Origin of the sequence: Cytobacillus oceanisediminis 2691 (genome assembly GCF_000294775.2) — a bacterium.
Taxonomy (GTDB): domain Bacteria; phylum Bacillota; class Bacilli; order Bacillales; family Cytobacillaceae; genus Cytobacillus; species Cytobacillus pseudoceanisediminis.
Genome location: NZ_CP015506.1, coordinates 1,408,185 through 1,422,166, shown reverse-complemented (window position 1 = coordinate 1,422,166; position 13,982 = coordinate 1,408,185). Strand labels below are relative to the sequence as shown.

The 13,982-nt window shown below is 40.7% G+C and carries 9 protein-coding genes; 3 read left to right on the top strand and 6 right to left on the bottom strand.

Annotation, left to right across the window (positions count from 1 at the left end; all coding sequences use genetic code 11):
• Positions 1–140 precede the first annotated feature (140 nt).
• Complete coding sequence (locus A361_RS07280) at positions 141–1,433, bottom strand: extracellular solute-binding protein (RefSeq protein ID WP_009331269.1); 1,293 nt, start codon at positions 1,431–1,433, stop codon at positions 141–143.
• A gap of 317 nt (positions 1,434–1,750) precedes the next feature.
• Here A361_RS07280 and A361_RS07275 point away from each other — a divergent pair, with 317 nt between their 5' ends.
• Positions 1,751–3,520, top strand: coding sequence for an alpha-glycosidase (locus A361_RS07275; protein WP_019381458.1), 1,770 nt, complete (start codon positions 1,751–1,753; stop codon positions 3,518–3,520).
• 125 nt (positions 3,521–3,645) lie between these two features.
• A complete protein-coding gene (locus tag A361_RS07270) occupies positions 3,646–4,995 on the top strand; it encodes an MATE family efflux transporter (RefSeq protein WP_009331271.1) in 1,350 nt (449 codons plus the stop codon).
• A 176-nt stretch (positions 4,996–5,171) separates the two neighbouring features.
• On the opposite strand, the gene asnB is transcribed toward A361_RS07270, so the two are convergent.
• Positions 5,172–7,019: an asparagine synthase (glutamine-hydrolyzing) gene (gene asnB, locus A361_RS07265; protein WP_019381457.1), complete on the bottom strand. Its 1,848-nt coding sequence runs from the start codon at positions 7,017–7,019 to the stop codon at positions 5,172–5,174.
• 157 nt (positions 7,020–7,176) lie between these two features.
• On the opposite strand from asnB, the gene A361_RS07260 reads away from it, so the two are divergent.
• A complete protein-coding gene (locus A361_RS07260) occupies positions 7,177–7,740 on the top strand; it encodes a DUF2777 domain-containing protein (RefSeq protein ID WP_009331273.1) in 564 nt (187 codons plus the stop codon).
• Positions 7,741–8,095: 355 nt separating this feature from the next.
• On the opposite strand, the gene A361_RS07255 is transcribed toward A361_RS07260, so the two are convergent.
• The 4 genes from A361_RS07255 to A361_RS07240 form a co-directional block, all read right to left on the bottom strand.
• On the bottom strand, positions 8,096–11,017 hold the full coding sequence (locus tag A361_RS07255; protein WP_019381456.1) for an EAL domain-containing protein: 2,922 nt from the start codon (positions 11,015–11,017) through the stop codon (positions 8,096–8,098).
• Positions 11,018–11,220: 203 nt separating this feature from the next.
• A complete protein-coding gene (locus tag A361_RS07250; RefSeq protein ID WP_009331275.1) occupies positions 11,221–11,577 on the bottom strand; it encodes a YisL family protein in 357 nt (118 codons plus the stop codon).
• A 195-nt stretch (positions 11,578–11,772) separates the two neighbouring features.
• Positions 11,773–12,681, bottom strand: coding sequence for a fumarylacetoacetate hydrolase family protein (locus A361_RS07245; protein WP_019381455.1), 909 nt, complete (start codon positions 12,679–12,681; stop codon positions 11,773–11,775).
• A gap of 84 nt (positions 12,682–12,765) precedes the next feature.
• Positions 12,766–13,953 carry a DUF418 domain-containing protein gene (locus A361_RS07240; protein WP_019381454.1) on the bottom strand — a complete coding sequence of 396 codons (1,188 nt, stop codon included), beginning with the start codon at positions 13,951–13,953 and terminating at the stop codon, positions 12,766–12,768.
• Between the last annotated feature and the right edge of the window lie 29 nt (positions 13,954–13,982).

The window sequence follows — 13,982 nt, the reverse complement described above, 5'->3', positions numbered from 1 at the left end:
TGAAGTTGATTAACTGTCTAGCTCCAGACGACAGCGGCTCTTGGAGCTAAGCCGAAGCGGGCTCCTTCTGCTGTTTTTGGCATTATATAAAAATGATGGGCAATACCTCCTGGGAGGTACCGCCCTTTGTCTGTCAAGATTTACTTGGCAGGGTGATTTGTTTCGATATTTGTTTTAATCGTTTTTACTGCATCGTCAAGTGCTGCCTTTGGTTCAGCTTTTCCTGTTGCAATCGTTTGAAGTGCAGAGGCCATTGGTCCCCAGACTTCAGCCATTTCAGGAATGTTTGGCATTGGAACAGCATATTGAGATTGCTCTGCGACTGCTTTTGCAGCTTCATTGTCTGCAATTACAGGATCTTCAATAAGAGATTTTACAGGAGGGATTTCCTGAGTTGTCTCGAAACGGATTTTTGAGTTTTCTTCATTTGTAATATGCTCAACAAATTTTGTTGCCCAATAAGGGTTTTTAGTGAATGCAGTTACATGCCAGCCTTTAACACCCATGAATGTTTTAACAGGCTCACCGTTAGGAAGCTTTGGCATTACAGAAACTCCAACATCAATTCCTGCATCCTTCATGCCTTGAAGTGCCCATGGACCATTCATAACAGAAGCAGCTTTTCCTTCATTGAATAAGCCATCCATTGCTGCTCCGCCGCTTTCCCCGATGATTCCTTTAGGGAATAAGCCCTCACTGTACCATTTTTGAATGAACTCAGCACCTTCAACAGCGCCTTCGTTGTTTAAGCCTACATCTTCACGGTCTAATGCACCGTCATTTTCCTTGAAAACATATCCGCCCATGCCAGCAATAGGTCCGTGTGCGAAATAGAAGTTATCGAATAGAGCCAGGAATCCGTACTGTCCGCCAGCCGTCAATTCTTTAGCTTGAGTGTAAAGCTCATCCATTGTTTCAGGAGCTTTTTCCATTAATGCTTTATTATAGATGAAAACTGGTGTTTCAGTTGCTTTTGGAAGACCATATAATTTTCCGTCAAACATTTGAGCAGTGATGGATGATTCTGTGAAAGTATCAAGAACACTGTCTTCTACCTGGATTTCCTGAAGAAGACCTTCAGTTACAACCTGGCCAATCTGGTCATGAGGAAGTGTAACAACGTCAGGTGCATTTCCCGCAGGTCCATCAAGTCTTAATTGGTCACGGATCTTATCTGCCATGCCCAACTCTTTAAATTCAACTTTAATTCCATATTCTTTTTCAAAAGACTCAATGGCAGGCTTTAAAGCTATGCCTTTATCTGTGTCTTCCCAAACTACTAATTTTTCCGGTTTTGGCTCTTCAGCCTGGTTTTCGCTTGTGCCGTTATCTTTATCTGTGTTTTCCGGCTGTGCCTCACGCTGAGGACCGCAAGCTGCCAGCATTCCGATCACTAATACCAGCATCATAAAGAAAGATAGTGACTTTTTCATGATATTGCCCCCTTTAAATAAATCTGTTGAGTAATGCAAAAAGTACAACCGTTTGCACAAAAGTGTAAACGCTTTTATCTATTTCTAAAAAATATGAGCGTTCACTTAAACTATTACCCAATGAAACCGCTTAATGAAAACGATTGCACAATTTCTAATTTTTATTATACAAGGTTTTTGGGCTTTTACAACTACTTTTTTCTAAATATTTTTAAGCGAAAATTAATTTCAAAAGATTGATACTCATTTCTATACTATATTTTCATTTCTTTCATATGGTATAATGCAAGCGATTGCACTTTGAAAGGGGAATTTCAATGGAAAAAGCAGCTATCATACATTATCCTGCTGATCATTATGTTTATCCCATCAGCAAGAAAACCTTACATATTAGACTGCAAACAAAGAAAGAAGATGTTTCTGAAGTCACTTTAATACACGGTGATCAATATCTTTGGGCAGATGGAAAATGGCAGTATGAAAAAACGGAAATGAAGAAATCCGGATCTGATGGCATTCATGATTATTGGCATGTATATATTGACCCGCCACATAGAAGATCCAGATACGGCTTTCAATTAAAGTCTGGTGATGAAAAATTAATTTTGACCGAAAAAGGTTTTTACGAGGAGGCTCCTTCTGATTCAGGTTATTATTTCAACTTTCCTTATCTGCATCCTGAAGAAGTATTTAAAGCTCCTTCCTGGGTGAAGGATACAGTCTGGTATCAGATTTTCCCAGAAAGATTTGCTAACGGGAATCGCGGCAATGACCCCGAAGGAGTTCTTCCCTGGGGCAGTGAACAGCCTTCTAAGGATAACTTTTTTGGCGGTGATTTTGAAGGTGTCATTGAACATCTTGATTATCTTCACGAGCTTGGCATCACCGGCATCTATTTCACGCCTGTTTTTAAGGCATTTTCCAACCATAAATATGATACAATAGATTATCTGGAAATTGATCCCCAGTTCGGTTCAAAGGATACATTAAAAAGACTGGTTGAAGAATGCCATAAGCGGGATATTAGAGTGATGCTCGATGCTGTTTTCAACCATAGCGGATACTATTTTCCCCCTTTCCAGGATGTGCTTGAGAAAGGAGAAAAATCAAGATATAAAGATTGGTTCCATCCTCATAGTTTCCCGCTAAAAGGCGGGGAGTATCCTAATTATGAGACCTTCGCTTTTGTTGAGCAAATGCCAAAGCTGAATACACATAATCCAGAGGTAAAAAATTATTTGCTCAAAGTGGCCAGTTACTGGATTGAAGAATTTGATATCGACGGCTGGCGGCTGGATGTGGCCAATGAAGTTGACCATCAGTTCTGGCGTGAATTCAGACAGACTGTTAAACGAATTAAACCAGATCTCTATATTTTAGGGGAAATCTGGCACAATTCTATGCCCTGGCTGCGCGGAGACCAGTTCGATGCTGTCATGAATTATCCTTTTACCACGAACTTGCTTAATTTAATTGCAAAAAAATCCATTACCGGAACTGAATTCGCCAACAATATGACCGCTGAAATCCACAGCTACCCGGCCAATGTCTATGAAGCTGCATTCAATCTGGTTGGAAGCCATGATACACCCAGAATTTTAACGGAATGCGAAGAGGATAAAGACAGGGTAAAACTTATTTATACACTTTTATTTACCTTTATGGGTTCACCATGCATATATTATGGTGATGAAATTGGGCTAAGCGGTGAAATGGATCCCGGCTGCAGAAAATGCATGGAATGGGATGAGGAAAAACAGGATCGTGATTTACATTCTCATATTCAAAGGCTGATTAAGCTGCGGAAAGAGGAAAAGCTGCTGGCAAATGATGGCCATTTTGAATTTATTCAAACTGATTCTAATGTAGTTGCCTACCGCAAATACGATGACTTTAAAACAATCATCGTGCTCGCCAATCCTGCGGATGAAAATGCGGAAGTTACTTTGCCTTATCCGCTGAAAGGTGTAAAAGTTACTAATATGCTTACAGACGAAGAATTTGCAGCAGAAGCGGAGAACCTTAAAGTTCAGCTTGATGGGTTTGGGTTTGAAATCCTGTCCTTCCCCGCCAGCTTCAATAAATAGGAAACCTGATTGAAGTAAGGAAAGTTCTTAAGGGCAAGACCTTAAGGCTTTTCTTTTTTCGTTTTTAATTGTCGTCGGCCCCTCCTATTTACATGAAAATTTATTTACAAACAGGGAGAATAACCATGACTAAGAACCAGAAAAAATTGACATTATTTGCATTAACCTGGCCGATCTTTATAGAAATATTGCTTCACATGCTTATGGGGAATGCTGATACGCTTATGCTCTCGCAATATTCGGATGAATCCGTAGCTGCAGTTGGTGTGGCAAATCAGATCCTTTCTCTCGTGATCGTCATGTTTGGATTTGTTGCAACTGGGACGTCCATCCTTATTGCTCAAAATTTAGGCGCAAAAAATAATAAAACAGCTGCTGAAATTTCAATTGTCTCCTTAGGGGCAAACCTTGTATTTGGAATCATCTTAAGTATCCTTCTATATGTATCTGGCAAACCGCTGCTCCGGATGATGGATTTGCCGGTGGAACTTTTAAGCCAGGCAAACGCCTATTTGGTCATCGTTGGCGGCTTATCCTTTGTCCAGGCATTAATTATGACAATTGGAGCCATCATCAGAAGTTATGGGTTTACCAGAGATGTTATGTACATTACCATCGGCATGAACATATTAAATGTTATAGGCAATTACTTATTCATTTTTGGCCCATTCGGCTTTCCTGTATTGGGTGTAGAAGGAGTGGCGATATCCACTGTCATCAGCAGATTGATCGGATTTGCTGCTGCTGTCGCTGTCCTGCTTAGAAGAACAGAAAAAGCGCTTCCGTTCCGCTTACTTTTCCGCTTTCCAAAAAAACATATCAAAAATCTTTTAAGAATCGGGATCCCTTCAGCAGGTGAACATTTATCCTATAATGGGTCGCAGATGGTCATTACCATTTTCATCGCTGCTCTGGGTACAGAAGCTCTGACTGCAAAAGTTTATGCACAAAATATTATGATGTTCATTTTCCTTTTCAGTGTTGCCATCAGCCAGGGCACTCAAATCTTGATAGGCCATATGGTAGGTGGAAAGGATTATGAGGCAGCCTATAAAAGGTGCATGAAAAGTCTGCGCCTTGCCATCATGATTTCGTTCGGAACAGCCGTTATTTTCTCCTTATTCTCAGAAGAATTGATGGGCATATTCACTTCTAATCCAGACATCATAAAGATTGGCAGTGTTCTCATTCTTCTAACCATACTCCTGGAGCCCGGCAGATCGTTTAATTTGGTCGTCATTAACTCCCTCCGCGCAGCCGGCGATGTAAAATTCCCCGTTTATATGGGGATCCTGTCCATGTGGGGTGTAAGCGTCACCCTTTCCTATGTTCTTGGAATTCATTTTGGACTGGGACTTGCCGGCATTTGGATCGCTTTTATTGCCGATGAATGGCTTAGAGGATTACTCATGTTATGGCGCTGGAGATCCAGAGTCTGGGTTAACAAATCGTTTGTGTCATCAAAAGCAGTCTAAATAAGAAAAGCGGAAGCGCCTTGCTCACTGAGGAACGCAGACTAAATACGCCACGTCCTCCCAAAAGCTACCGCTTTCGGCCGTGCGATGTATCGCTGCGGCAGCTTTCCTTATCCTGCGGCAGCGTCTGCATGACCCCCATAATGAAAGCGGCAGTTAAGACTGCCGCTGTTTTTTCATTCTAAAATATTTATATTATAGTCTTTAAACCAAATATGAATCTGTGCAAGATGTGCTAACAGCTGAGGACCAGTCATAAGCTGCCCAAACCATGGTTCCTGGAATGAGTCACCGCCCGATTCTATTATATTCTTCAGCTGGCTGTAATCAAAGAATTCATACAGAGCGGATGACCGGTCTTCCAGGTATCCAGTGAGCATCTTTTGGACTGCTCCCGTATATTCCGGATTATGCGTTTTAGGGTACGGGCTTTTCTTTCTGTATAAGACTTCATTCGGCAGTATGCCTTCGAGTGCTTTGCGCAGGATTCCTTTTTCGCGGTTTCCATGCATTTTGATCTCCCACGGAATATTCCATACATATTCCACCAATCGATGATCGGCAAAAGGCACCCGGACTTCAAGGCTCGCCCCCATGCTCATTCTGTCCTTACGGTCCAAAAGGGTCGTCATAAAGTAAATCATATTAATATAGAAAAGTTCTCTCCTGCTTGCGTCTTCCTTGCTTTCCCCGTCTAAGGCAGGGGTTTCAGAGATTGCCTGAAGATATTTTTCCATGGCATAGTCATGGATATTTAATTTCTTCCTCCAATCTTCTTTCAATAGCCCCTGTCTGGCTTCGAGCGACCTCATCCACGGGAAGCCCTTGCGCTTTAAGTCTTCCTCTCTATGGAACCATGGATAGCCGCCAAATATTTCATCCGCGCATTCACCTGATAAGCTTACAACAAAATCCTTTTTTATTTCCCTGCAAAACCATAGCAGGGAGGAATCGACATCAGCCATGCCCGGAAGATCCCTTACATGCACGGATTCGATTAAATCCTCTGCCAGCTTCTGCTGGGTGATTATACAGCTGTTATGTCTCGTATTAAAGGACTGGGAAATTTTTCGGATAAATGTTCCATCCGAATTGGGCTGAAACTCATTTGCCTTGAAAAACTCTTCATTTCCCTCATAATCTATCGAATAAGTGTTCAATTGGCCCTTTCCATCTCTTTCGTAAGCTTTTGCCGCAATAGCGGTAATCGCACTCGAATCCACACCGCCGGAAAGAAACGTGCATAAAGGGACATCCGAGACCAGCTGCCTTGTTACAGCATCCGTAAATAATTCTCTCACTCGTTCAGCAGTTTCCTCAACATTATCCCCATGATGCGCACTTTTTACATTCCAATAACGCCATACCTTCAGTCCATTTCTCGAAAAGGTCAGCGCATGTGCAGGCCTTAATTCATCAATGCCTCTGAAAACTCCTGACCCTGGGGATCTTGATGGCCCCAGTCCAAAAACTTCTGCCAGACCTTCCCTGCCGATTTCAGCCTTAACATCAGGATGGGCCAAAATAGCCTTCAATTCAGATCCGAATATAATGCCCTGCTTCGTTTCTCTATAAAATAAAGGTTTTACCCCTAAACGGTCCCTGCCTATAAATAATTGTTCTTTCTTCTCATCCCATACAGCGAAAGCATAGATGCCATTCAAAAATTGAAGGCAATTTTCTCCCCATTCTATATAAGAAGTCAGCAAAACCTCAGTGTCAGAATGGCCATCAAACGAATATCCTTTTATAAGGAGTTCTTTACGGAGATCCTCCGTATTATAAAGCTCTCCATTATAGCAAATTGTATAGCGGTTTTGATGTTTTTCCCTAGTCATTGGCTGTTTTCCGCCTGCCGGGTCTACAACAATTAACCTTTTATGGCCGAATCCAGCATGCACATCTGTCCATATGTTTGTTTCATCTGGACCCCGCTTTGCCAGCGTATATGCCATTTTTCCAATTGCTTCCGTTTCTTTTCTCATATCTTTTTGGAAATCAATCCAGCCGGTAATTCCACACATTTTACATCATCCTTTCAAAGCGGAATCGCATGGGCACATTTTTCATGATGCTATTGTATGCACAGCCTAGAAAAAAGTTAATTGTCCACATACAAGCGGTTATAAAAATCGCCAAAACTGTCTAAAAAGAAGTTGAGGAAGTTAATGGAGGTTTTATATGAATAGACAGCAGCGAACAAAGCTTATTGAATATCAATCCCGTGCTTTTACAGAAGGCACTGTAGAGTATATTAATGAACAATGGGTTTTTTTCGACCATGAAACAGATGAAGCATCATTATTGGATGAATTCCTCCATCAGGAAATGGAAATATTTCGCTTTAAACGGTGGAAGAAAGGCATTTTATTTGAGGATGGCAAAGTGGCCTTTGATGATGAAATATTCCACTTAAAGAATCAGGACTCGATCCGCATCCGAAAACATCTTGTTTTCTCCCTCGAGAGATTACTGGAGGAAATGAATGATGATGCCTTTTACCAGTTCGTAACCACTTTAAATTCCATGCAATTTTCGGTTTATGACTGTATTTATTGCTATAATCAGCTGGCATTTTTCAATGATAAAGACAGAAAAAGCGGTGTGAATTTTATCGTTTTTGATAATCAGGATCATATTTGCAATGTGCAGCACCATTTTTGCTATTATGAAAAAATGAGTGATCGGTTTGAATTTACCTTAAACAGCGGAAAAAGAATGGTTATTGAAAAGATTTCTTCATAAGAAATGCGGAAGCGCCTTGACCACGAAGGAAAGCAGACTAAGAACGCCACGTCCTCCCAAAAGCTAACGCTTTCGGTCGTGCGAAGTATCGCTTCCGTAGCTTTCCTTGTCCTGTGGCAACGTCTGCATGACCTGCATCCTGCGGGCCTCAGGCATAAGACGGTTCCTGAAAGAAGGTGTTCTTCCTTCTGAAAGGAAACGGCTTATGACCCCGAGTCCCTATGAGCCGAAACAACACAAGCTTGTGATCTCGAGGGGGTAGGCAGATTGCACTAGTTCGACGTTCAAAATCTTATACTTTTTTCATAAAAAAACAGCAGCCTGCCTTTAATGGCGGTGCTGCTGTTTCTTTATTCTAGCTGTGCGTTTGGGCATATTTAGATAAGCCTTCCTCAAACTCACTGGTCATAAGCGGCTTATGAATATAGAAGCCTTGTGCATAATGGCATTTCAATTCTTTTAACAGCTCAATCTGCTCCTGTGTTTCCACCCCTTCTGCCACGACTTTAACAGCAAGTCCGTGTCCCATGGTGATGATGGCTTTTACAATGGCAACATCGGATGTGTTTAATCGCAGATTATTAATAAAAGACCGATCGATCTTTAATGTATTGATTGGAAGGTCCTTTAAATAACTTAGGGAAGAATAGCCTGTGCCAAAATCATCAATTGATACTTTGACTCCTATATTCTGCAGCGACTGCATGACTTGTATACTGTGCTCAACATTTCTCAGCATCGTGCTCTCCGTCAGCTCCAATGTTAAATATTGCGGCTCCATACCGGAAAGTTCCAATGCCATCTTAACTTCTTGAAGAAATCCTGGCTGCTGGAATTGATAGGCCGATACATTCACAGAGATGGAAAGCGATTTATAGCCAAGCATTTGCCAACGTTTATTCTGTTTACAAGCCGACCGCAATACCCAACCGCCGATATCCTTAATGAGACCTGTCTCTTCTGCAAGAGGAATAAATTCACCGGGTGAAACAAGTCCAAGTTTTGGATGATTCCAGCGGATTAGGGCTTCGCTCCCGTATAAATTGCCAGTGTCAAGATCAATTAAGGGCTGATAGCATAGAAAGAATTCATTTTTCTGCAAAGCTTTTCTTAAGTAGCTTTCAAGCTCAAGTCTGACCATTGCCTGCTGATTCATTTCCATTGAGAAAAAGGTGACCCTGTTTCCTCCCTGCTGCTTGGAGCGATTTGTGGCAATATCCGCATTTTTCAGCAGCAAATGCTCATCGGCCCCATCATCTGGATGCAGGCTCGCACCAATGCTGGCAGTGACAATAAACTCCTGATTCGACTGAGATATAGGATGCGATATTTCATCTAATATCTTTTTGGAGACATTCATAACCTTCTCGATAGTTGCTTCCCTTGATAATACTAAAGTAAACTTATCACCGCTGAACCTTCCCAAATAAGAACCCGATGGCAAAACCCTTTCTATTCTTTCGGAAATTTCCTTTAACACCATATCCCCAGCAAAGTGACCCAGACTATCATTTATGATTTTAAATCGGTCGATATCAATAGAAAGAACGGCAATTTTCTTCTGTTTTTTTCTGGCTCTCTTTAATTGCATTTCCAATTGTTCTGTAAACTTCATTCTGTTTGGCAGCCCCGTATCCCGGTCAAAAAAAGCCAGTTCTGTTATCTTCTCTTCAATCTTTTTCTGTTCTGTAATATTTCTGCCAATTCCATAAATACCTACACATTCCCCATTAACAGTAATCGGAATATTTTTGAGCTGAAAAAGATTGGTTTCGCCAGATTTTGTATTGATATAAACGTTATAATATTGCTCTTTCCCTCTTAACGCCCGGTAAAAGTGCATTCTGACCCTTGGCACATCCGCATCACACACATATGAAAGAGCTGTTTTTCCGATTATTTCATCCTGCATGAACCCAAAAGTTTTCTCGAATGCAGGGTTAATACTTGTGAAATTCCCCTTCAAATCGGTTGAATAAACAAAATCTGCATTATTATCAAATAGAGATTTATAATATTGTTCAGACATTTTCAGACTGCTGTTTAATGCATTAATATCATCCTGAGAAGCATGCATTAAATGAGTCAAAGAAGTAATCGTTTTAAATTGGGCCGTCTTTTCATAAGAATATAGTTTTGGCTGATTCTTTTTTGATTCAGCAACATTTTCTGATAGAGCAAGATATGTAAGAGAATGTCCGACCATCTGCGGCACTCTGCCTTTTCGGAAAGAAATTTCCCCGTATGAAAAGAACCCATTCGCCGGGGCTATCCCCTGGAACATCTCCAGTTCTTTTTCCGTAAAATCTCTTGCAAACTGTTTTCGTGCCATACAATTGTATATAAATATGCTTTCAGGAGCTAACTGGTCAAGCTCTTTTAATTCCTGTAAAGACCGTTCAATGATGTCTTCCAGATTAGCATAAGCAAACGTGAGTGTGTCTCCTTCTTCAACCTTCCTGTTTACTTTAATAGCACCATTTCCGAGTGGTTTTATAATAAAAACAGAAACTTTTTCCCCGCGGTACTTTAACAGGAAAGGGAATTCAGTACCTGATTCCGGTAAATCCTTAATAAAAGCCTCACCCAAATAGTGCTTTAGAATATTTAAGGGCTTCTTATGATCTAAGGAATAGATGATAGATCCTTCGGCCTTTGTAACAGTAAAGCTTTTTCCAATCTCCTGCCACTGATAATTTGCAAACGGACGGACTGAAAGATGGCCGCTTTGAAGCGCAACTGCTGCAAGCCCATCGCTGGTGAGTCCATCTTGAGTAAAAGCTAAGCCCTCCTGAAATAAGCCATTATCTCCCGCAAGGCCCCCTGAAATCACTATATCTGGATGGGTTTCATTAATCCCCTCCAGCAAGGCTGTGGAATCTACATCAAATCCAGCAGGGAAAATAATTACGGCTTCTGTATTGAAGATAGCAAGTTCCCGTGCTAAGGTCTTGCCCATTTCATAACTATTCTTAAAATCAGTCCTGTTAAACAGGAAAGATTTTAATTCTGTTTTTTCAAAGACAGTAAAGCAGATCACTGTTTGTTTTTCCGTAATCCGGCCTTCATGAATTTCACCAGAAGTCGAACAGCCTGCTATTTGTGCAAATGGAAGCTTGTCTGCCAGTTCTTTTTGAAGTTTCGCGATATTTAGACTTTCAGGGTTTCCTGTAAAAACCTGCACCAGCAAATTAGGATATTCATCTAATTCGTTCAAGTCTATAAATCTATTCAGCTGGCTGGTATTCTTATATAAACATGAAATCGTCTTTGCCATAAAAACCCACCATCACAGTAAGATCATTAGAAAAATGCCAGTTACCCGCTAAAGGAACGCTCCTTATACAGCAGAGACTCCCATTTCTAATTTTTTATCATAGAGTTAGTTATATTTTTAAATTACCATATTTAGTGAAGTCATGACATGACAAAATTAGAAAAAGCTGCCTTTTTGGCAGCTTTCTCAAAAAATATCTTTATTTACGTCATAAATGTTAATGGCAATTTAACAAAGCCTAAATATAAAACCAGAATTAAAGCAACAACAAACTGCCCCCATAAAATAGATGTCTTTTTCCCTTTAACAGTTCGGATAATAATCATTTCAAACATAGCTATTACCCAAATGCCTACCAGGGACTTCAGCACATAAAGAAGGTCAATGCTGTTAAGGCTGCTTAAAATCCAAACCCCTGTTCCAATAATCAGCAAATAGAACAGTCTCAAGATCATGTGAACGACTTTTAAACCTTTTTGCTTGCCGCTTTTATGCATCATAAGGGCAATAATAAATAAAACTAGTGCCAAAAACCAAGTTGTTATATGGGCATGTATCATTCCAGTGCCTCCTATAGTAAAATTCGATACCATCATACCATATTGGCATAGAAAATCCTAAAATTATGGTGCTGCTAAGATCATTTAAGAACAACTTTGTGAACTATTTAAGGCAATATGTGATATTTTTCATGGACACTCTGAAAATATAAATTAATACGTAATGGCCTGTGATTTTGTACACAGGCCACCTGTTTATTTTTCTATACAATTTGTTAGAGTTCCTATTTTTTCAACTGTAATTTCCACTTTATCTCCCGGCTGAAGAAAGCGTGGAGGCTTGAAGCCTTTGCCTACACCTGCGGGAGTTCCAGTAGCAATAATATCTCCCGGCTCAAGGGTCATGCCTTTTGACAGGACCGAGATGATTTCTTCGATTGGGAAGATAAAGTTTTCAGTATTTGAACTTTGTCTCAATTCTCCGTTTACCTTTGTTTGAATATCAAGCTGATTCGGGTTTTCAATTGCAGATGAATGGACGATCCATGGACCCATCGGGCATGTGGCATCCAGGCTTTTTCCGATAAAAAATTGCTTATGGCGTGACTGCAGATCCCTTGCTGTCACATCATTAATAATGGTATAGCCAAAGATGTGATCCAATGCTTCTTCTTTGGGGATAGCCCGTCCTTTTTTTCCGATTACAACGGCAAGCTCTCCTTCATAATCCAGCTCTGCTGTAACATTATGATGATTTAATACCGTTTCATTATGGCCTATTACCGTTGTTGGCGATTTCGTAAATACCATTATATACTCAGGAATGTCTTCTTTGCTTCCCATCTCAATTGCATGCTCGGCATAATTCTTGCCTACACAAAAGATATTCTTATCGGGACGGGGAATCGGGGCCTCCAATGCAACAGAAGCGAGCGGCCGGAAGAGTTCTTCCCTGCCGGGATTGCTGCTTAGCCAATCTTTTAATCTATGTACCTTCTCAATGAACTTATCTCCTAAGGCAATACATTCCTTCAAAGTCGCTGGCAAATCACTTTTGCCTTCCATTTTTACTAAAGCTGCATTTAGCGGAACAACCTTTGTGCCGGTTCCGTCCAATAAACCTGCCACACTTCCGCTGCCATCCTTAAAAGTAACAAACTTCATTCCCATCACCTCATTTTATTTTTCACTTTTTTAGTATAATATAAATTTTCAGATTTTTGGACTATTTATAAGTGAACCCAAATATTAACCCTTTCTCTTCCAACTAGGGATTTTCAAATAGGTGAAGCTCCTCCAAAGCCATTCAACCGGTCCATAATAATAGCGGGCAGCCCAGAAGCGGCTGATTATTACCTGAAAAGCGAAAATGAAAATAACCAGAAGTGTCCCCCAAAAAACAGATACCTTTCCATAGAAACCTAATCCATAACTATAAAAAATAAAAGTCGAGATAATAGACTGGAAAAGATAATTTGAGAGCGAAAGTTTCCCAACATATGAGAGCGGCAGCAGGAATCCGGGACCTTGACCATTTTTTATCATCACTGCTATCCCTAAACCATAAGCAATAGCCAGCAGCGGGCCTCCAAATATATCCTGCACGTAATCCAGTCCCAGATTGCTTTCCATCATGTATGGCAGCAATTTAAACAATACCCCTGCAGCCAAAGAGACCAGCATTATTTTCGTGAGGAATGCACGATTTTTTTCCGGTTCCTCCAGCCATTTCAGCTTGGCAGCTCCTCCTCCTATTAAAAATAAAGGAAAAATAGAGGCAATCATGATAGGCAGTGAAGCAAGATTATTAACTCCTGACCAGTCCTCTGCCCGCTGTACGGTAACCTCAGTAAAGCTTCCATTTTGATAGACCTGTAAAGAAGCTAATGCCGCTTGAGGGTCATAGATTGATAGCTCATCAGCAGGAACAAACAGAACAGTTGCAAAAAACAAAAGGGAAAATAACAGATTGGGAATGATGTAAAGCAATATTCCGATCAAAAGCATATTTCTTCCGGACATCTTTACAAACAGTAAAAACATAAAGCCAAAGATTGCATAATTAATTAGAATATCCCCATGCCATATGAGAAAAGCGTGAATGATGCCTAACAGCAGCAGAAGGGAAAATCTCCTTGCAGCCATTACTCCAAATCCAAGGCCTTTAGCCAGTGCACTCTCCCTCAGAATGACTAATCCGTAACCGAACAGCATGGAAAATAATGGATAAAAGCTGGCCTGCACAAAGATATCAATAAAAGCATAGGCTGCTTTATCTGCCGGGCTGTCCCACCATTCAAAAGGATCAATGTATAGATATGGCGAATGGAAAGAAAGCATATTAACCAAAAAGATCCCGAGGATGGCAAATCCCCTCATAATATCCAGCGAAATGATCCGATCCTTCTCCAGCACCGGACTGACTTGCCTGTCCATAAAACGCCTCCTTCTTTGGAAAGAAAATC